Source organism: Neolewinella antarctica, from assembly GCF_011927835.1.
Classification (GTDB): Bacteria; Bacteroidota; Bacteroidia; order Chitinophagales; family Saprospiraceae; genus Neolewinella; species Neolewinella antarctica.
The window spans coordinates 136,310-156,589 of the sequence record NZ_JAATJH010000004.1; the positions used below are offsets into that span (position 1 = coordinate 136,310).

Below are 20,280 nucleotides of genomic sequence, written 5' to 3' on the forward strand. Positions count from 1 at the left end.
GATGACCGACCGCCAATTACTCGTCCGGGCCGCCACGGGCGACGAGCCCGCCTTTACCATCCTCCACCAGCGCTACGCCGGTCGGCTCTACGGTTATTTCCTGCACCGAACGGGGCGGGCGGCGGAAGCGGACGACCTGACTCAGCAGGTTTTCCTCAATCTACTTGAATCTAAAGCATTTCAGTACCCCGAAGAGGGGCCGGACGATCTGTCTCCCTTGCTGTTCACCATCGCGGCTAACTTGCTCAAGAACGCCCACCGTAGCCGCGAGCGCAAAGCTGATCGGGAAACTGCGTTCGCTAAGCACCAACCCGGTTTCACTACGGTCGGGGCCACTTCCGAAAAGGACCACCGCCTCGCTAATGCCTTGGCCCGACTACCGGAAAAACAGCGTGTCTGCGTCGATCTTCGCTTCCGACGTGGCCTGTCGGTTGCGGAGATTGCTATGGCTACGGATTGCGCGCCGGGTACCGTCAAGAGCCGGTTACACTACGGATTGCGCAAACTCGCCAGCCTCCTCCAAACATCCGTCAAAGACTTACCATGAATTATTTAGACTATTTACCGGACTGTGAATATGCGGACTTACCGGCCGAGGTGCGGGCGGAGGTGGATCGTCAGACCTACGAGGAGGCTCGGGCGGTCGCGTTGGCCTTTCCTGCCCCGGAGCAAGGCTTGCCGCCCGTGTTGGCCGCTGCTTTCAGTAAAGCAGTAGGTGCGTCCCGACAAAGTACGGGACGGGTGCCGGGTAAATCAGTAAAAAGCAAAGGTGAGTTGGTCCGGACGCCACTTCCCTGGCTAGCCGCTGCAGGTTGGTTACTATTTTTATCGGTCGGTATGTGGACGGCGCTCCGGCCAGTCCCCACCGAGTTCGTCTACCGAAAAATCCCTGCACCTGCCCCGATAGCTATCGGGGCGCTCAAATACATCACCCAAGTCGATACGCTCTACGTAGAAAAAGTCCGCTACAAAACCAGTTACGTAACCGTGATCGATACGGTAGAAATAGAAAAACTGCACCCGGAAAGATTAGTTCTGATTAGAGACACCATCTACGTAATCGCCCCCCCACCAGTGCTACTGACCCGCAGCGCCAGCCTGGAGGGCCGGGAAAACGTGCTCCAGTTCCTGCACGGGACGGACTGATGCACACCCAACCCTAAACTGATTACCTAATTTGAAGTGACTACTTACGGGTAAGAAATTTTCCGGCATAACCACAAACGTTAATTATTCGTGGGTACGTCTTGTTTTTAGGCGGATTAGTGGGGTGAGGATTCCACCGGCCTTACCTTAGTAGTCTTATTTCCTTAACCGGGCGCCGTTGCACCACTGACTATTCTCACAACGCGGGTGCCCCCTAATCGCTTTAACATGAAACAATTTTTTACCCTCCTGGCCTTCGCCGTCACCTGTTCCGCCGGCCTCACCGCGCAGGTCATTGACTCCGGTCTAGTGGTCCACTACCAATTCGAAGATAACCTGACGGACGAGGTGTCCGACGCAACCGCCGAAGCGGTTGGCAACCTAAGCTACGACGAAGGCATCATTGGCCGCGGCGTACGCTACTCGGACGACGACAGCTACTTTCTCACGCCGGACACGACCCTTACCCCCGGCACCCCGGACGTAGGCGGCACCCCCGTCAGTTTCGCACTTTTCGTCAAGCACGACGCCGCGGAACTGGGCGCGCAACGTCAGAACTACCTCCAGCAGTTGAACGGTTGTGACGCGACCGGCCGCACCACGCTTTACTTACAGGGCCCCGACAGCCCCACGAATGCCGATAGCATCATCTCCTTCGTCGGCAACGCAACCAGCAAAAGCGGCATCGGCCTACCGACAGCGGACGAGTGGACGCACCTGGCCCTGACCATCGACCCCGCAACCGGCATTTTTACCTTTTACCGGGACGGCGTAGAAACCAGCCAGGATACGCTCACCGGCAACAAAGCCGTAGAAGCCGCCTGTGGCTCCTACATCGTCGGCCACCACAAAAGCCTTACGAATGACGAGCTCACTTTTGACGGCGTCATGGACGATCTACGGCTCTACAACCGCGTCATCACCGCCGAAGAAGTAGCGGAGATCGCTGCCCTCAGCAACATCGTGAGCACGCGCCCGGCGCTCGTTCGGGGTGGGATGAAATTGTTTCCCAACCCGGTCGGTATCGGCGAGGCAATCAATTTGAACGTCGACCACACCGTGTTCACTCCCGGCGAATCCGTCCAGGTACGGGTATTCGACGCCGTGGGCCGCGCCGTTTTGACGCAGGCATTCAACACCACCCCCGCCCGGATCACGCTGAACCAGCCGCTGAAGGCTGGTGTTTATACGGTGTTCCTGTCTAACGGAGCGCGTTCTACTTCACTACCGGTGTTGGTCAAGTAGTCCGGCAAGTAGTAAACATCCCTTACCGGGATTAGCTACGAAGACGCCTTCGCTCAATTGACGAGCGGGGGCGTTTTTCGTGGGCACGAGGCGTCAGCTAAAATTTTAGCAGGATCCCTTTCCCTGGTTTCAAAGTATCATCAACGGAGAGCTTTTGCCGCTCACTTCTTCACCGGAATCGTACTCCCGTTCCCATCCCGCACCGCCATATAATGCGAGCTCATGATCTCCACCCCGGCTGCGTTAAATACATCCTGGATGTTAGCGTGGAGGTCGGAGTACATCCGGGCGATCTTGTGGCTCTCGTGGGTATAGGCGTTCAGCTCGTATTCGACGTACCAGTCGTTGAGCGCTTTTTGCAGCACGAAGGGTGGCGGGGTGGTCGCAATCAAGTCCGTTTGCATCGCCGCCGCGATCATCAGTTCGTGCACCTGCGGCCACGGCACGTCGTAGCCGATCGTGATGGAGGTGTGCAGCACGAGCCCTTCGGCTTCCGCCAGCGCGCTGTAGTTGACTACGCCGCCGCCCATGAGGATGCCGTTCGGGATGGTAACTTCTTCGTTGCGGACGGTTTTGATACGAGTTACGAGCAGGGTTTTGCCGATCACGTCGCCGGTCACTTCGCCGATCTTGACGCGGTCGCCGACGACGAAGGGGCGCATGTAGGTCAGGATGACGCCCGAGATGACGTTGCCGATGATGCCGGCCGAGCCGAGGGACAGCAGCAAACCGACGAACACGGACACGCCCTGAAAGGCATCCGACCCGGAGCCGGGCAGGTAGGGGAAGATGATGACCAGCGTGAAAATGATGACCAGGACGCGCGCGATGTTGAAGGTCGGAAGCGCCCAGTCGGGGTAGAAACCGTCCAGCTTCGTCTTGCCGGTTTTGACCTGGAAGGCGATCTGTTTCATCGCCCCGATCAGGTAGCGGACCGCCACGATGATAACGATGATGAACAGCAGACCGGGGAGGAAGCCGGTAATACCGTCGAACAAAAATTGGAGGGGGCGGAGGACGTACTCCAGTAGCCGTTCGCCGAAACCACGCGTGTACGTCAGGTGGCTAAATAGCCAGGGGAGGTAGAGGTAAAGAAAGAGGAACAGCACCGCGTAGCGCAGCATGCGCAGGCCGAAGAGCAGGAACTTTTGTTCGGTGGTGGGGGTGATCAGGTCGAAGCGGCGGACGAACCAGTTGCGGCTGAAGGCCTTTTCGCTGTCGACGTTTCTCAGCCGGTTGCGGGCGTAGTTGAAGGCTTTGTTGACGAGGTAAAACACGGCCAGTAGCACGAGGGAGGCGAGGAGGAACAGCCCCACGTCCGTCGCGATGGTCTGTAGCGACGAGTCGTCGAAATCTTTGATGAGGGCGGTGCGGATGATCACCAGCCGTTCGTTGGCAATTTGTGCGGCGCTCACGCCCAGGGTGGCTGAGTCGCGCGGGGAGATGCTCGTCACGATCTCGTCGCGCAGCAGCACTTCCGCGCCCCCGTTGTCGAGGGTGGCCACCGTGAGGGAATCGTAATCGCGCCGGGGCAGCTTACTCAGGCGGCCAATGATCTTACCGACCCGGTCGGCGCGTTGCTGGGGTTGAAACGTTCCGATCTTATTGCTGATGTAGAAAAGCGTATCCGATTTAAAAACAACCGGGGCGGGGGTAGCCTGGGCGTTCAGGAATCCCGCGATCGACAGGAAAATGCAGGTGAGAAGGTGGCGTAGTTGCATCTAGCAAATGTAGCCCCGGGGGCGGGTATTCTTGACACCTCGTGGTTGCGGTCGTTGGGTAGGAGGATGCGCCCCGACAAAGTACGGGACGGGTGCCGGGGAAGTACGGGAAGAGCGTTGCTTCCGCAGACCATCTCATCGGCAGAAAAATTTATTTCTCCATCACCGTTACCTTACTAGCCCCGGCGCGAGTACCCACAAAACGCACCTACCCCAATTATGCACCCGGAAAAAGACAAACAAACCCGCTTCCTGGCCGCCTACGCGCAGGTCCACGAAGGGTTTCTCCGCTACTGCTCGGCGCTGGCTTTTGAGCGGATGGACGTGGAGGATCTCGTTCAGGACGCCCTCCTGGCCGCCTACAAGAAGTTCGACGAGCTGACCGAGCCCGCCAAACTCCAGGGCTACCTCATCCGCGTGGCCCGCAACCGCTCCGTTAGCTTCTTCCGTTCTAGCCGACAAAAGGCCGAACTGACCGACCTTCACGCCCAACGCCTCACCGCCCGCGGCGCCGGCCCCGAGGAACTGGCCGACGTCCACCTCCTCTACCGCGCCATCCACAAACTCCCCGCTAAACAGCGCGACGCCGTGCTGCTCTACGAAATCAGCGGCTACCCGCAGCGAGAAATCGCCGAGCTCCTCGGCGTCTCCGAGCCGGCCGTCAAAATGCTCCTCCAGCGCGCCCGCAAAAAACTCACGGCTATCCTCACCGAACCCGGTACCAACCTCACCGCCCTCCTGCAAACCGCCAAAAGCATCGCCCTGTGAAACCGACCGACCCAAATCTCGATACCCTCCTCGGTACGACCCGCAAGCTCCCCACCGAACTATCCCGCGAACGGGTGGAACAACTCGTGGCGGACTTCCCGCACGGTGGCCCCGCGCCCGCCCCGTCCGGCGTTTTACCGAAACTACTGACCATTATCGTCCTCGTCGTCACCGCCGCTTTGTTGGTGACTTATTTCGGCCGCACGGGGGAAGCACCCGCGCTGAGCGGTATTTTCCCCGGTGACCCTACGCCGCCGACGGAGCGATTAGCCGTGCTCCCGCCGGTCGTGGAGGAAGTAGACGTACCCGCGCCGGCGCTTGCGGCACCCGTCCCCCAACTTATTACCGAGTCCGTAGCGCCCCCCGCCTTCGGAATAACCGAACCCATCTTCACGCCCCAACCAATTGCCCCGGCACCCGCGGCCGCGCCCAATAATCCGCCGGCCCCCCTTAGCTACCAAGCACCGCAGAAAATCGCCCCACCCGCCGAAGAAGCAGTGACCTCCTTTCCCTTCGGCGCAACAATCATCAGCGGCACCTGGCGGTGGACGGACGGGAAGCGATCGGACGTCCTCCTCGAATACGTAGAGCGCGTGAACGGGCGTAAGATCACCTGGATGCTGCCCGCCAAAATGACCGCCACCGAACGGGATCTACTCTTCCCCCGGGGCGCAACGACGAGCAGCCTGGAGCGCGAAACCGGCCGCGTGATCTTGATGAAGGACAGCAAAGAGTTCTCCTTCCAGCCCCGCACCGCCCTGCGCGACCGCTACGAAGACCTCGGCTGGGGGACCAGTGACGTACCCGCCGCCGCGCTAAACCTCCACGGCGCTCAGCAGGGGGTGTCGTTTAAACCGGCAGTGTTTACCGACCGGCCGGCCGACGTGCTCTGGCTGCGCTACTTCACCAGCCACGTGGGCGTCGAATACCAAAACGCGCTGGCTAACCTGGGCCTGAGCCGCTCCGAGCTCGTCAATACCTGGCAGCTCGTCAACGTCGGACTTGACGTGCCGCGCCTGGAGAAGTTGGCCGGGCTGCTCGACCAAGCCTCTTTCAACACTGACGGCATCACGGTCGACGTGATCGTAAGTCTGCACAAAAACCGCAGTCTCCTCACCAAAATGGAAGAACTGGATTACGAGTTAGACGTCGAAGCTTGGCGCCAACTCACGACTACCGACATTAAACCCTGGTACGTCGAACGGATCAACAAGGAGCGCGAAGAATTATTTACCGCCCCGGAACTAGCGCGGTTGCACGCTGCGAATTTCGAGGCGTACGAAGCGAGCATCTTGGCGAAGGCCACGGGCCGAGAACTCAACGTGGCCGAGCTACTCGCCCTTCAGGAAGCCGGCATTACGGCCCAGGACATCAACCGCGCCTACCCGAATGGCTACGGAGGCGGGTCCATCAGTGTCCTGATCGAAGAATACCGGGAACCGACGAACGGTGAGGCCACGGGGGCGGCGGACGTCCCGTACCTCCGCTACGGCGACGATTATCCGGCAGAAAAAGAAGGGTGGGTGAGGTCCACGCAAAGCCTGCCACCCTTCACCAAATTGGACGTTGCCGGCGACATCCGGGTCGTGGTCGTGCGTGGGGAGCAGAACAGCGCCGTCATCAGTAAACCGGATAACGACGAGTTGCGCATCGAGTTGGAAGTAAGCCGGAACGGTACGCTCCGCATCCGCAAGCGCCTGCCCTGGAACATTATTTACAGAGGTTTCATCCAGGCGGAGATCAGGCTTACGGCGACCGCTTTACGGTCGATAGAAGCCCGGGGTCGCGCGGTCGTGCTGGTGAAGGACGACTTTACCAAGTTCAAAGTCAGTGGCGACGTGGGTCAGCTTACCGTTAAGGAGGGTAAACGGCCTAAGATAATTCGGTAGTTGCTGAAAGGCGCGCGGTCCCGATCCCGCTGGCTATCGGGATCGGAACCACCGCGTTGATTGGATTGACGATGAAAGAATTCTTTTATCAACACATTGGTCGAAAATAATAGAAAATGAAAAGCTTACTCGTAACCACATTACTGTTACTGTCAGCTTACGTAGCTGGGCAAACTAAAATTAACGGGCACTTTGAATCAGCGGAAGGGTGGTCACGGGAGGTCTACCTATTAGCGATTACGGATTATAATTCAGTCTTCGCCTCAACCGAACGGTATAATATTGATACCACATCACTCGATAGTAACGGGAATTTTGAATTTTCGTTAGGTGAACTCCCCTGCACTGACTGCTTGTACAGAATCGACGTTAGACCAGCGGATGCTGAGGGAGCATTTATTTACGGAGGGACAAGTAAAGAGAACTACGCGTTGTTCGAACTCCAAAATAACGGGTCGTATTATCTAACGGGAAGTGTATCGAACCTCACAAAATCGTTTTCTATAAACGGTGGAGATGCTAGTTGGAGTTATGAAGAAATCAGAAAAATTCGGGAACCCGTGTACGCGGTAGGTGATGAAGTCAACGCTAAGTTTACCGACGAAGAATATTTGCGGGGGAAAGATATTGATTCGCTGCAGTCGGTTTTCCTCGGTAAATTGGAAGCAGTAATAAACGATAACAATAAACTATTGGCGGACTTCATCGACCGTTCCGCTAACATCTACGACCGAACAATCGGTTTGAGTGTGTATGATTACGACCAAAGTGCTGACAACGACATTGAATACTATGAGGAAGTATTTAACGGCATTGATTCGACTTACGTGAATCATCCGTATTACAGGCAACTCGCTGAGAAAATAAATGAAGTCAAGTACGTGCTGCCAGTAGGTAGTGTAGCGCCTGATTTACGGATAATCGACAGCGAAGGAAAGATGGTAAGTTTGGATAGTACGGGGAAGAACTTGGTGCTAGTGGACTTTTGGGCTTCCTGGTGCTCCCCTTGTCGGTACGAAAACAGAGAATTTGTCAAGCCACTTTACGATCGTTTTAAGGACGCAGGGTTCGAGGTATTCAGTGTTTCGTTGGACAAAAGTAGGGATCAGTGGCTCAAAGCAATTGAAAAAGACAAAATGACCTGGATTAATGTCTCAGATTTACTGGGTACCGACTCGCCTGTTTATACTACTTACAAGATTGAATCGATACCAACAACGTACCTGATTGATAAAGAAGGAATGGATATCCTTGCGAAGAATATTAGAGGGGAAGAGTTGGTAAAATTCGTTGAGCAGTATTATAAGAAATAAATACCCCCGCGGGGCGCATAACGAATGAGTAGGATTGGGGGGCGCGGTCGCGGGTGCCAGATTTGTACACTACTGGACATTTTCAAATCGGACGCTTGGAGGACTCGAAACCCTTCGCTACGCTTTAGTTTCGAGACGCTCCAAGGTTCTAAAATCCTATTTGAGGACCTTGGAGCGTCCTCTGCCGTGAAGCCGAAGGCGAAATTGTTGAGGTCCTCCAAGCGTCCGGGGAAAATGTTTAGCAGGATACTAGGTTTGTTAAAGCTAGCGGGGACGAACCAAAGAACATCCAACCGGGGAAGCTGCGTTACCCCACCATGCCCATATCCTCCGCCCTAAGATCCATCGGAAAATTAGCCCACCGCGAGTGGGACGACCTCGTCGACCGCCTCGACTGGGGCAACGACAAACCGATTACCGTCGCTAACTACGTCGGTTTCGGCCGCGAAGATTACTTGTTCCTCACCGGCCGTGTCCTCCGCGACCGGGGCATCCGCCGCGACGAGCGCGATAAGCTGTGGGACAATATCTCTAATAACTTCAAACGCTTCAACTCCCGCGAGATACCGGGCGCAAAGGTCAAGATTACCTGGGGCGATTACACCTTCGAGCGGACGACCAACGACGAGGGCTATTTTCACGTCGAGCACACCTGCCCCCCGGATCGCCACGTCCATAATGAAGACGGTCTCTGGGAAGAAGCCGAGATCACCGTCGTCAGTATTCCCGACGAGCCTGACGTGAATTTCGTCACCCACTCCGCCATCGTCGTGCCCACCGAAGCCGAGTTCGGCATCATCAGCGACATCGACGACACCATCCTACAAACCGACGTGACGAGCCGCTTCAAGATCAAAACGATGCTCCACACCATCCTGAAGAACGCCAGCAACCGCCGCGCCTTCGCCGGGGTGTCGGACTTTTACCAGGCGCTCAGCTTGGGGCCGGACGAACGGGGCGTCAACCCCTTCTTCTACGTCTCCAACTCCCCCTGGAACCTCTACGACCTGCTGAAGGACTTCCTATTTATCAACCACTTCCCGAAGGGGCCCATCTTGCTGCGCGACTTCGGCCTGCCGAGCGAAGACACCACCTTCAGTTACAAGACCCACAAGGCGGACATGGTCGACCGCGTCCTGAGCACCTACCCCCACATGAAGTTCATCCTCCTGGGCGACTCCGGCGAGCACGACACAGACATTTACATCGAAGCCGCCCGCAATAACCCGGAACGCATTCTCTGCATCTACATCCGCGACGTGCAGCACGAGGCGCGGGCGCAGCGGATCGAGTCTTTGATTGAGGGGGTTTCTGGCATTAACGTTAAGTTGGTCGGGACTTATGAAGAGGCGGCGGCGCACGCGCGGGTGCAGGGTTGGGTGGTTTGAGCGAGGTTATCCCCGGCTACCGCCCCGTAATCACCGCGGTTTCATTTGTTTGGTACTATCCACGGCACCCGCGGCCGCGCAAAAATGATTTTACGCTCATAGCGTATTCAAATTACCGACTTCCCGAATATTCACCCTTTACAAACGTAGCTAGGGAGAATGACTTGTTTGGCTCTTTAGGCGCGCAGTTTCTTGTAGCTGAAAACGCGACACCGGAGGAGTAGCGGAGCTAATTCTTTACATTTAGCCTCGGTAAAATTTAAGCGCGCCGTAAACCAGCACTCCTCAGCCGCGCTGATTATCAAGAGCCATTCAATCCGCAACTATTCCCGCTTCCATCGTCGTTGTTGGCATTCCGAATGAGATAAATCCTCGTTACTTGCGACTTGGACTACTAAGCACTAAGCCAATTTTGACTAAGTAAATATTATGATCGACTACACCCAAAAAATGCCTTTCCTGCAAGCGATCGAGCAACTGGTGTTGACGAACAAATTGGTGCTGTACGGAAGAATCGACGAGGTGCCGGAAATGGAAATGAAGGCGGTGCTGAAGCTGCTAGAGGAACGATTCGTAAAGGAAGCCACGGGGTATCCCGCAACCGCTCCCGCCTGGGATTCGGCCGCTACCGGCTGGGCGGTAAAAGTGGTCTTTCACGCCGCGCAATTGTTAATGTACCGAAGTCACGAAGCGGATGCCTTGGCCCACTACTTTCCTCGTTTTGGCCAACATCGGACCGCCGCGGCCATTATTTCCGCGGATATCTGCCTCCGCTATTTGCCCACTATCGTGCGGCACCTGGAGGTGATCGACGTGGAGGATGAGTTGATTCTGATCCTGAAAGAAATACTACGGGAGTGGCACTACACCGGACTACTCGCCGATCTGCCTCCAGAACCAGCGAACTTAAATTTGATCTTAGAAAATGAATGTCTCGTCCGGCTCTACGTGGACCGAGTTATTGAGACGGGGAATGAAGTAATGGCTGGGCGGGAGGAGCTACGGGGAATGGTTCTCGCGGTGTTGGGGAATCACGGAGCCACCTATTGGAAAGAATTAAAACTAATATCATGAATAAGCCAGTGGATAAACTTAACGAAGTGCTGACCTTCGTCAAGAATACCTTCGTGGGGAAGGACGACGTCATCGACCTGCTCGGTATTTGCCTGGTGGCGGGGGAAAACGCCTTTCTGCTCGGGCCGCCCGGCACCGCCAAAAGCGCCATTGTACGGTTACTTTCTTCGTGCATTGAGAACGGTAAGAACTTTGAATACTTGCTTACTAGGTTTACCGAACCCAGCGAAATTTTTGGCCCCTTCGACATTCGGAAACTCAAGGAAGGGGATTTGGTCACCAACACCGAAGGGATGTTGCCGGAAGCCTCCGTCGTGTTTCTGGACGAAATCTTTAACGCCAACAGCGCCATTTTGAACAGTCTGCTTACGGCGTTGAACGAAAAAATCTTCCGCCGGGGAAAGCAACTTATTCAACTCCCCGTCCTGGCTTTCGTCGGGGCCAGCAATCTGCTGCCGGAGGAAGAAACGCTCGAAGCCCTGCTGGATCGTTTCCTGATCCGGATAAAGTGTGATAACGTCGATCCGCAGGACCTGGAAAAAGTCCTCCTGGCCGGTTGGCAACTGGACGGGCGGAAAGTGACGGCGGAAAAGCCATCGCTCACGCCGGGCGAAATCAAAGAAATGCAGGCAGCCGCACGCGCGGTCGATCTGAGCGCCATTCGGGGGGATTACCTCAACCTCGTTCACGGCATGCGGAACGCCGGTGTGAAAGTCTCCGACCGGCGGGCCGTAAAGTTTCAGTACCTCATCGCGGCCAGCGCGCACGTTGCCGGGAGGGGCCACGCAGTTATCTCCGACCTGTGGGTATTGCAACATACCTGGGATACGGAAGAACAGATCGACATCCTGGCCGGAATGGTCAGCACCGTCATCGAAAATGACCCCGAAGAAAAACAACACCCGCAAGCGAAAGCCCGGCGGCAACCCGATGCGGAACAGCTTCTGCGGGAACTGGCCGACCTACGGAATAAATGGACGAACGAAAATACCTCCCTGGAAGAGCGGAACGTCATTAAGGATAAACTTCGGTACGTACAGACCAGGGGCAAATGGGTGCGTAACCCCGAACACAAAAAGGTATTAACCGAAAAAGCAGACGCGTTATGGCAGACCATGCTGGAGACCACGTAGAATACTGGGTAGCCGCCCCCGCCCGGTACGTTCAGTCGCTCTACGCGCTCAGAAAATGGCCGGGGCTAAAGATGGCGACCGCGGACGGGCTGATCTGGCTCCGGGGTTTTTCCCGGGAAGGCGTGGAGTCGGTCAACGTAGTCAGTATTCCCTTGCTTAAAAGGTATTATCTGCTGGAGACGCGCCTGTACCCCCTCGGCAAATCTTTACCCGCGCTGGTCGAGCCCAGTCTGCTCTGGACTGACCCGCAGCGCGGTTTAAAAATTACGCTACCCGAAGAAAATTTCAACTATTTCGGTGTGGCCCGGGCGCACCGCTTATCCCTCGTTCCTTCCGAAATTCAGCGGGCGGTTACCGCTACCGTCGTCAGCCTGCCCACGCTGGGGGAGTACCTCTACGACGCGCCGCGCGTCCGGCTGGCTCCGTTGCGGTGGACGGTGCTCGAAGGCGAGCGCGCGCTGCTCATCGGTACGCCACTACTGCCCATTCGGGGGCAGGATTACTACATCCGGGCTTGCTTTCTGATTCCCGCCGGTTGGGCATTACGGTTTGCGAGCATGGCGAATAGCTACCAGGAAGCACTGGGGGATGGCCACGAATACTGGTACATCCTGAACGAAAAAGGGGAGCGGTACAAATTAAGAAGATCCGATTTTAACCACCTGAGCAAAGGTTCTTTCGTCAATACCAAACAACTCTGATGAGTGTAGCAAGCAGGTACTTACAGTCTTCCGAGAATAACTTTTGGCGCTACGAAGACCAGGGGAAAGTCATTGCCGTGCCCGGTGGCTGTACCCTAGGCTACACCGACCAGGTGATCGGTGAATTGGTGTTGTCTCTCGCCCCGCACGGCCTGCCCCGCTTCGGCTCGCTGCTGCTAGCAACCGCCGCCACCACCTCCCAGGGCGTCCATACGCTCAATGACGTGATGGCGATCGTGTCGTCCTGCGTTGAACTCACCGAAGAAATAAATGAGGGGATTTGGTTCGCGAAGCTGCTGACCGAGGTCCCAGCCCAATTTAAAAAAGGGGATTTACGCATTCAATTACTCCGGGCTATTTTTAAAAATAGTCACAACGCGGTGAGCGTGAAAAGGTCCCACGAAATTCTGTCGGAGCTGAAAGCGGCTCCTTTCACGGAACAGTACGCGAACGCAGGGCGGGGTTTGGCGCTGACGGAGCAGCAGAGGATTACCCAAATAGCCAGAGATTTTAAGACCCTGGCCATTATCGGGCGAGAACTGACCAGCGTGCAGGCCATTCTGAAGCGGATAGCGGACCTGCCGCCGGTGCAAGCGCTCGCAGCACTCGAGCTGGAACCCGAACAGCAAGAACAAGAAAAAAGCCTTATCAACCAGCTAATCAATCACCCCGAAACTATCCACGTCGGTGCGCTGGTGGCCAGTCTCATCAGTGGTTTACAAATCCCCTTCCACGCTAGCCTGCCGAGCGAGCAGCCGCTGGGTGGCGTAGCGGACATTACCAACAAGGGCAGCTTTGATAAGCTCCTGACCTCCGAATACGCGCTCGACGACCACGTCCTGCTTTCCCGCCTGGCTAACGGCGAAGCACTGTACAAGCACCGGGAAATCCCGCCGGCGGATAATGTTTACCCCCGCGTACTGCTCATCGACGCTACGCTGAAAAACTGGGGCGATATTCGGACCATCTCCTTTGCCGCGGCGCTCGCCATCGCGCAACACCCAAAAAATAAGCAGCCCTACCGCGTCTTTCTGGTGGGTAAGTCTTACCGGGAAATAGCTTTCAACACCCTGGTTGACGTTATCGACGGACTAAACGTGCTGGACGATACGCTGGACCCCGGAATTGGTATTGAGCAACTGTTCTCCCGTGAAGATATTAAAGCGGGTGAGCTGTTTTTCCTGGGTACCGCGGCCTCTTTGAAGACCCCGGGTATGCAACGGATGTCAGAGGAGTTGGGTAAACGTATCGACCACTGGATTCACCCGGATGAGCGGGGGGTGATTAAAGTGTACAAGAATCTGAGGCGGGGAAAGCGCTTCGTACAGGAGTTGAAGGTGCCGCTGGATAAATTGTGGTCTGAGTCGACACTAAAGAACAATAAGGTGGTCAGTACCTTTTTTGGGACTACGAATTATCCCATCCTATTTCCGGAAATGAAGATAAAACATACCTGGGCGGGAGATCGCTTCGTGTATGGACTAACGGTTAACAATGCCCTAATGCGGTTGTACTCGGGCAAAGTTAGCGCTGATAGTGGCTGGGAATTTCTGAGTGACGGAGGTCGATCAACAGACATTTTGAAAGCCGTTATTACCCACGAAGATCTTTCCGTTACTGCTTTATTTACAACCGATAACCAAACCTACACCGTCGTCAGTTACCCCGGTGGCGAGCCGATCACGATTGCGTTAGATCGGCGCTTAACCACCAAGCGCACCTTCTACGTTGAGCAAGAGCTTTTTAAGTCCATCTTGCCGGATAGTACCCTCTGCATTGACACTTTGGGACATATCTCTCAACAAAATGTAACCACGCGTGAACGCACTAAAAAACAGAAGTTCCACGAAAATTCTAATAACTTTTTCCGGAAGATTAATCAAGTGCTGATTACCGACGATGAACTCCTGCGTATAAGAAAACACGACTTGGTTTGTACGGACGACAAAATATATTTACACCATCGGCAATACCTTGAGGGAAGCGTAAAAGTTGTGGCTGATGAAATTACGCCGGGAACTTGGACCTTTCCCGACGGAAGCTCCGTCGTTCATAACCCCGATGGAATGTTGACGTTGGTATCGGCAAACGCAGACTTGGCGGACGTTCACCTACCTACTCAGCTAGACGTTCCGCTGGCGGGAGCTACCGCTGATGTTTTTTCGGGGCCGGCCTACTATCAAAAGAAATACCAAATTGAAATCATAATCAATAATGCCAGCGATTACGAGCCTGAACTGATCAGAATTATCAATGAATGCTTGGATAACGTAAACTTGCGGCGAGCGGAAAAAATGGCTAAAGACGGCATGATCATCTGTCACGGCGCCGGTAAGCTCGCCCGGCTAGAATCTAAATTGGGCGGCTTGTCCTATCGAATTTACAAAAGAGGCCTTCAACAGCAAGAAAAAATTCCAATGGTTTTCTACGATCAGTACATCAAATCCTTCATCAGCCACATCGTCAACCATGGAACTAACGCTTAAACGCTACGAAAAAGATCCGTACCCCGGCTGCGGCTTTTTCGTCGAAGGGGAGGACCCGACGAGATGGATTGCTGCCGTTGACCGCCTGGGATTAGACCCGGCACACATCAGGGTGTACGGATTACCCTCCCGGCGGGCCAACGTGCCGTGGGGTTATCTGGTGATTACTACCGGTGAATTACCGGCGGACAAACTCGATCCATTTGCTTCCGCCCACCTGGCGGCAAGCCAACTAATCGTTCCGGCAAAATCACGGGTGCTGCCGGAATTGACGGATCATGACCTCAAGCAATTGTTTCGGGAAGACACGTACGTGTTGCACCCCGATTTCGGACTATTTAAACTGATGTCTCCCCTCCTGATGAGTGACTGCCTGGTGGTGGAGGAAGTGCCGGTATTGGCTAGTCTGCGCCCGGCGGATTACGTTGTTTCGTCCGGGGAGGTCGTGGCGTTCAGTGTCGCCGCTACCCCGCGCGAGGACATCGAAAGCGCTCTTGACGCGGGCGTAGCCAGGGAAAAGCTAGCGGACGCACCGCTCTCTCTTGCGGAAAAGCTGCGGCTCAAACTTTACGAGTCCGTCATGACCGGCGACGGAGATAAGGCCACGTTGAACCCCAGGGCCGACAAACTCCAACGGCTGGCGGTAATGCTTGGTTTGTCTGGCGCGAACGCTCATGATCACTTGCTGGAAGACTTCAGAGATCTTCAGAATAGAAATAAGCGCGAAGTGGATAAATTGCTCGACTTGATGCAAAAAGACCCCGAGGCGGCCCTGCGTTACGCCATCCCCCTCGATGAGCACGGGTCTTCGCGCGGTGGCCCTAAGGGTACATTCAAAATGCGGGACCGAGGCTCTGGCTTTTCCCTCTTCGGTGGCCGAGCCGGTGGTGCTGGTGGTTCCGTTGATATAGGGGATGAGCTTCACCGCTTACGCCAACAGTACGTAGCTACGGCTCGTGCGTTGGAAAACAGCGGTAAACACGAAAAAGCCGCCTACGTGTACCTCAAACTACTCAAAAATCACACTGCGGCCGCGGAGACGCTGAAAAAAGGAAAGTTCTACGAGAAAGCAGCCGTAGTATGCCTGCGCTACCTGAAAAATGAACGGGCGGCGGCCGAGTGCTACGAAGCCGGAAAAATTTATGCTGAGGCCATCACACTGTACGAGAAATTAGAAGACTGGGAAAAAGCAGGCGACCTCAACGTACTGCGGGGCGACGATGAATCCGCCCAAACCGCTTACGAACGGCAACTAGAAAAAGAACTGCTCCACAACGCGCTCATCAGGGCCGCTAAGTTGAGCAAAGAGAAGTTGCGTAACCTTCCCCGGGCGCAGGAAATACTCCTCCGGGGGTGGGAGGAGAACGTCAACGCCTACAATTGTTTACAGTATTATTTAGCCAACATTACCGACGGTGAAGCAGCGTGGCGGGAAATCAAAAGAATTAGCGAACACCAATTAAACACCCAGAACGACAGGGTCTTTCTAAAGGTGTTGAGCGGTGAGTACGCTAAGAAAGACGAACACCGGGAAGACGTTAAGGACATGGCATACGGGCTGCTCTCGAAACTTCTTTCCGACGGGAGAATATCCGCACACGAGTTACTGGCCTTCAACGATAAAAATAGTCGCTTGAGGGCGGATACGCTGCGGTATGAGCTAAGTAAGCATAAGGTGAGAACCCGTCCGCCAGCTTAGTTGAAGCATTTTATATTTCGCGCTGCTTATTTGGTGAGGGCGAACTTCACGTCGCCCGTTACTTTAACCGTGGCCATACAGATAAATCAACAGGCATTGCATTTCCTTTAATACCCGGCACCTGCGACCGCGCCCTCCCCAATAAAAAATGCCGGAGAACAATAAGTCCCCCGGCATTCGGTAATCATACGGCATATAAAAGAGGTTACTCCTCATCCTCCACCAACTCAAGCAACCCCCGCAAAGGAACAATCGCCTGGCCAGGCCGGTAATTCAAATCATACCGCAACTCCTGCAGCGCCTTCTCGATCCGGAACGTATCGAGCATCACTTCCAAATCGTGCTCGTCCGCAGGAAGCAAGCGCGTGCCGGTTGTTGCCTTCCGGTAAGCCGTTAGGAACTCCGCCGATAAATAGCGGTTGGCGGTGCGCAGCCAGTCTTCCAGGTGGGCGGCGGTTTCGTCGCGCAGGCCGGGGGCAAGGTCTTCGTAGACCAGGCCGCAAGCGTAACTGATACTCCGCATCAGGTTAGCAATGTCCTTGGCCGGGCTCCGACGCAGACGACGCTGGCTAAAGGTCCGATCGGGGTCGCCGTCGAAGTTGCGAATCACAAAGGTGTCGTCGACCTGCGCCAGTTGCATCAATGTGAAGTCTCCGTGAATACGAATCTTATCCGCCTCGATCTTGTGCGCGAAAAGACGCTTGAGCTTGGTGTGCATCTTTTCCTCCTGGGCCAGAAGTGCCTCGGCCAGACCGGCGGCGTCGTCATTGAGTTCCCCCATCGACTTGCGGAGGAGATCGAGCGTCGACCGCACGTCTCCCTTCAAACCCGCGTAAACGCTGCGCTGGTAGTGCAGACTAAGCGCCTCTTTTTCGAAGTTCTTTTCCGAACTAACGTCGCTCATTACCGTGTGGTAGGAAGCAATCGTCCGTCCGAGTTCAGCTAGTTTCGTGATGAAAGGTGAACCCAACACATCCTGGATCGTCTCCGGCATGTCTGCGTACATGATTCGGTCGGTCACGGCAATTTCGTCGGGCTGGGCCTTCGGAGCCTCCCCGTTTTCGCGTTGCAGCAATGACACGACGTCCTCGGCAAACCGCTGCATGTTATTCTCGACGTAATCCCAGGCGCTACCACCACTACTGATGCGCTGCTCGAAGATGGCGAGCGTCGCGTTCTGGGTGTTTTTTGGTGCGAAGTGCAAGGTGCCGACCACCGTCGGTGCGTTAGCAAATCCCCGGCGCGTAAGCATCCGCTTGATCTCCAGGTCGGGTACGTCCGTAGTGTCTACCCGGCGGTAGAACTTGATGGTGTAGTCTTTGGACTGCAACAGCATGTACTCCGTCCCGGAATGAAGCAAGCTAGCGGTCTGTGGCCCGGTAGTGGCCATCGAATCCTGAGCAACGAAATTAAATCCGGGCAATTCGCCGAATTCTTTTAGCCCGTCAACAAGGCCGCGGCGGTAGTCTTCGTCGTACAGCGCATCGATCAAAACGACCTTATCGTCCTTGTAATTGACGAGGGCGATCGCTTCTTCCCGCTGTGCGTAATCGACTTCCTCCCGGAAATTATGGAACGCAATGGGTAATTGAATTAATTCCGGTAACCCCTCCAGGAAGTTAACCTGTAACAGCATCCAACCGAAGTGCCGCTGCGAATTTGTCTGCATCCGGTGGTCGAGAATGGTTACTTCTTCCAGGTCTTCGGAACGGGCGCCTAACCAACTCGTGCTTTGCAGGTAGTTGGGTAGAATATCCGCCGTCAGCTTACGCAGGTTCTTGCGGTCGAAAAAGTCTTTTAGCTTGGTGGCGTTCAGTTCCGCCGTGACTAGTTGCCGACGATCGTCCCCTCCCAAATTAATAGATTCCAGTTGCAGCCAGTAGTAACCGTGGGAAGCTACCGTGACGACGTAGGGGTCGCGGCTTACGTCCGGGAAGTGCGTCCGCCCGAAGGCTTCGCGCACTTTGCTGCCTTCGAATTCCTGTAAATCCAGATTTACCGCCTGAGCGTGGCGGCTTAAGTTGACAACGACCACGACGGCCTCGTCTTCAAACTCCCGGATAAACGCCAAAATACGGCTGTTGTCGGGCGTGAGCCAGCGGATCGTTCCCCGGCCGAAAACTTTGGAAGTTTTCCGTTTGGCGAGTAGTTTTTTGGTCCAATTTAGCAGCGAGTTCGGATTCTGCTGCTGGCGCTTGACGTTCACCCAGCGGTAGGAATATTCCGTATCGCGAATTACGGGCAGGTAAAGAGAGTGCGGGTTGGCCTCGGAGAAACCGGCGTTCTCGTTACTGTTCCACTGCATCGGTGTCCGGACGCCGTCGCGATCACCGAGGTAGTAATTGTCGCCCATACCGATCTCGTCTCCGTAGTAAAGGACGGGCGTGCCGGGCAGGCTCATCAGCAGCACGTTCAGCAGCTCGATCTTATTGCGGTCGTTATCCATCAGCGGCGCGAGGCGGCGGCGGATACCGAGGTTGATGCGGGCCGTGCGGTCACTGGCGTAGACGTTGTACATGAAGTCGCGCTCCTCGTCGGTTACCATTTCCAGCGTCAGCTCGTCGTGGTTACGCAGGAAAGTAGCCCACTGGCAGTTTTCGGGGATGGCGGGCGTCTGGTCGAAAATGTCCGTGATCGGGTGGCGGTCTTCCATCTTGACGCTCATGTAGAGCCGTGGCATCAATGGAAAATGGTAATTCATGTGACACTCGTCGCCGTCACCGAAGTAGCTGGCGCTTTCCTCCGGCCACATATTGGCTTCGGCCAGGAAAAGGACGTTGTCGTAGTTCTCATCGACGTACTTGCGTAGTTTCTTGAGGAAGACGTGGGTTTCCGGCAGGTTCTCGCCGTTGGTGCCTTCGCGCTCGAAAAGGTAGGGGATGGCGTCGAGGCGGAACCCATCGATGCCCATGTCCATCCAGTAAGCCAGCACGTCGAAGATCTCCTGTTGGACGTGCTCGCTGTCGTAGTTGAGGTCAGGCTGGTGGTGGAAAAAGCGGTGCCAGTAGTACTGTTTTGCGACCGGGTCCCAAGTCCAGTTGCTCGTCTCGGTATCGGTAAAGATGATGCGGACGTCGGGGTATTTCTGGTCGTCGTCGCTCCACACGTAGTAATCGCGTTCCTTGCTGCCGATCGGTGCGTTGCGCGCGCGTTGGAACCAGGGGTGCTGGTCCGACGTGTGGTTGATCACCAGTTCGGTGATTACCTGGAGGCCCCGCTGGTGGGCGGCGTCGAGGAAGCGTTTGAAGTCGTCGAGGTTACCGTAGGCGTTCGAGACTTTGTAGTAGTCCTGAATATCGTAGCCATCGTCCCGCAGCGGGCTGGGGTAGAAGGGGAGGACCCAGATGGCGGTGATGCCGAGTTCTTCGAGGTAGTCGAGCTTCTGTTCGAGGCCGGCGAAGTCACCGATGCCATCGGCGTTGCTGTCGTAAAAACCTTTGATGTTCAGCTCGTAAATGATGGCGTCCTTGTACCATAAAGGCTCGCGACGGTAGGCGGTTGTGCTCATAGATTGGGGTCTGCTAGATTGAGTCTACGAAGGTAGACCCCGTAAAAACGCACTGTTAGGTGGGATGTGCAAATTTTTTTGGGAAGATGTTGAAAATAGGTGGGGTCGCTGTTCACGAGATGGGCGCGGTCGCCGGTGCCGGGATCAGGGGAGCCGCAAGGTGATTCACCTAAAGGCCGAGCATTACTCATTACCCCGGCACCCGCGGC

General features: G+C 55.5%; 14 protein-coding genes. 12 read left to right on the forward strand and 2 right to left on the reverse strand.

The window, feature by feature from the left end:
- Position 1: 1 nt before the first annotated feature.
- The 3 genes from GGR27_RS12745 (at position 2) to GGR27_RS12755 (ending at position 2,391) form a co-directional block, all read left to right on the forward strand.
- A complete protein-coding gene (locus tag GGR27_RS12745) occupies positions 2-547 on the forward strand; it encodes an RNA polymerase sigma factor (protein WP_168037887.1) in 546 nt (181 codons plus the stop codon).
- The gene (locus GGR27_RS12750) at positions 544-1,146 is read left to right on the forward strand and encodes a hypothetical protein (protein WP_168037889.1); all 603 of its coding nucleotides are present in this window, start codon (positions 544-546) and stop codon (positions 1,144-1,146) included. Before GGR27_RS12745 ends, GGR27_RS12750 begins: the two co-directional genes overlap by 4 nt.
- A gap of 228 nt (positions 1,147-1,374) precedes the next feature.
- Positions 1,375-2,391: a LamG-like jellyroll fold domain-containing protein gene (locus tag GGR27_RS12755; RefSeq protein WP_168037891.1), complete on the forward strand. Its 1,017-nt coding sequence runs from the start codon at positions 1,375-1,377 to the stop codon at positions 2,389-2,391.
- Positions 2,392-2,552: 161 nt separating this feature from the next.
- Here GGR27_RS12755 and GGR27_RS12760 read toward each other — a convergent pair whose 3' ends face one another.
- The gene (locus tag GGR27_RS12760) at positions 2,553-4,112 is read right to left on the reverse strand and encodes a mechanosensitive ion channel family protein (protein WP_168037893.1); all 1,560 of its coding nucleotides are present in this window, start codon (positions 4,110-4,112) and stop codon (positions 2,553-2,555) included.
- A 219-nt stretch (positions 4,113-4,331) separates the two neighbouring features.
- Here GGR27_RS12760 and GGR27_RS12765 point away from each other — a divergent pair, with 219 nt between their 5' ends.
- The 9 genes from GGR27_RS12765 (at position 4,332) to GGR27_RS12805 (ending at position 16,563) form a co-directional block, all read left to right on the forward strand.
- Positions 4,332-4,880 (forward strand): RNA polymerase sigma factor, encoded by a 549-nt coding sequence (locus GGR27_RS12765; protein ID WP_168037894.1) that lies wholly within the window; start codon positions 4,332-4,334, stop codon positions 4,878-4,880.
- Positions 4,877-6,769 (forward strand): GIN domain-containing protein, encoded by a 1,893-nt coding sequence (locus GGR27_RS20460; RefSeq protein WP_168037896.1) that lies wholly within the window; start codon positions 4,877-4,879, stop codon positions 6,767-6,769. Before GGR27_RS12765 ends, GGR27_RS20460 begins: the two co-directional genes overlap by 4 nt.
- A gap of 116 nt (positions 6,770-6,885) precedes the next feature.
- Complete coding sequence (locus GGR27_RS12775; protein ID WP_168037898.1) at positions 6,886-8,082, forward strand: TlpA family protein disulfide reductase; 1,197 nt, start codon at positions 6,886-6,888, stop codon at positions 8,080-8,082.
- 317 nt (positions 8,083-8,399) lie between these two features.
- Positions 8,400-9,470 carry an App1 family protein gene (locus GGR27_RS12780; RefSeq protein ID WP_168037900.1) on the forward strand — a complete coding sequence of 357 codons (1,071 nt, stop codon included), beginning with the start codon at positions 8,400-8,402 and terminating at the stop codon, positions 9,468-9,470.
- Between the two features lie 429 nt (positions 9,471-9,899).
- The gene (locus tag GGR27_RS12785; protein ID WP_168037902.1) at positions 9,900-10,544 is read left to right on the forward strand and encodes a hypothetical protein; all 645 of its coding nucleotides are present in this window, start codon (positions 9,900-9,902) and stop codon (positions 10,542-10,544) included.
- Positions 10,541-11,677: an AAA family ATPase gene (locus GGR27_RS12790; RefSeq protein WP_168037904.1), complete on the forward strand. Its 1,137-nt coding sequence runs from the start codon at positions 10,541-10,543 to the stop codon at positions 11,675-11,677. The genes GGR27_RS12785 and GGR27_RS12790 overlap by 4 nt, the downstream gene beginning before the upstream one ends.
- Entirely contained in the window at positions 11,650-12,378 is a 729-nt protein-coding gene (locus GGR27_RS12795; protein WP_168037906.1) for a hypothetical protein, read from the forward strand. The genes GGR27_RS12790 and GGR27_RS12795 overlap by 28 nt, the downstream gene beginning before the upstream one ends.
- A complete protein-coding gene (locus tag GGR27_RS12800; protein ID WP_168037908.1) occupies positions 12,378-14,864 on the forward strand; it encodes a hypothetical protein in 2,487 nt (828 codons plus the stop codon). Before GGR27_RS12795 ends, GGR27_RS12800 begins: the two co-directional genes overlap by 1 nt.
- A complete protein-coding gene (locus GGR27_RS12805) occupies positions 14,848-16,563 on the forward strand; it encodes a soluble NSF attachment family protein (RefSeq protein ID WP_168037910.1) in 1,716 nt (571 codons plus the stop codon). The genes GGR27_RS12800 and GGR27_RS12805 overlap by 17 nt, the downstream gene beginning before the upstream one ends.
- 205 nt (positions 16,564-16,768) lie before the next feature.
- Here GGR27_RS12805 and treS read toward each other — a convergent pair whose 3' ends face one another.
- Complete coding sequence (gene treS, locus GGR27_RS12810) at positions 16,769-20,071, reverse strand: maltose alpha-D-glucosyltransferase (RefSeq protein ID WP_168037912.1); 3,303 nt, start codon at positions 20,069-20,071, stop codon at positions 16,769-16,771.
- Positions 20,072-20,280: the final 209 nt, after the last annotated feature.

Excerpts from the sequence above, each read along its gene's own strand:
- GGR27_RS12745 (WP_168037887.1), top strand. The coding sequence starts at position 2 with ATGACCGACCGCCAATTACTCGTCCGGGCCGCCACGGGCGACGAGCCC.
- GGR27_RS12750 (WP_168037889.1), top strand. The coding sequence starts at position 544 with ATGAATTATTTAGACTATTTACCGGACTGTGAATATGCGGACTTACCG.
- GGR27_RS12755 (WP_168037891.1), top strand. The coding sequence starts at position 1,375 with ATGAAACAATTTTTTACCCTCCTGGCCTTCGCCGTCACCTGTTCCGCC.
- GGR27_RS12760 (WP_168037893.1), bottom strand. The coding sequence starts at position 4,112 with ATGCAACTACGCCACCTTCTCACCTGCATTTTCCTGTCGATCGCGGGA.
- GGR27_RS12765 (WP_168037894.1), top strand. The coding sequence starts at position 4,332 with ATGCACCCGGAAAAAGACAAACAAACCCGCTTCCTGGCCGCCTACGCG.
- GGR27_RS12775 (WP_168037898.1), top strand. The coding sequence starts at position 6,886 with ATGAAAAGCTTACTCGTAACCACATTACTGTTACTGTCAGCTTACGTA.
- GGR27_RS12780 (WP_168037900.1), top strand. The coding sequence starts at position 8,400 with ATGCCCATATCCTCCGCCCTAAGATCCATCGGAAAATTAGCCCACCGC.
- GGR27_RS12785 (WP_168037902.1), top strand. The coding sequence starts at position 9,900 with ATGATCGACTACACCCAAAAAATGCCTTTCCTGCAAGCGATCGAGCAA.
- GGR27_RS12790 (WP_168037904.1), top strand. The coding sequence starts at position 10,541 with ATGAATAAGCCAGTGGATAAACTTAACGAAGTGCTGACCTTCGTCAAG.
- GGR27_RS12795 (WP_168037906.1), top strand. The coding sequence starts at position 11,650 with ATGGCAGACCATGCTGGAGACCACGTAGAATACTGGGTAGCCGCCCCC.
- GGR27_RS12800 (WP_168037908.1), top strand. The coding sequence starts at position 12,378 with ATGAGTGTAGCAAGCAGGTACTTACAGTCTTCCGAGAATAACTTTTGG.
- GGR27_RS12805 (WP_168037910.1), top strand. The coding sequence starts at position 14,848 with ATGGAACTAACGCTTAAACGCTACGAAAAAGATCCGTACCCCGGCTGC.
- treS (WP_168037912.1), bottom strand. The coding sequence starts at position 20,071 with ATGAGCACAACCGCCTACCGTCGCGAGCCTTTATGGTACAAGGACGCC.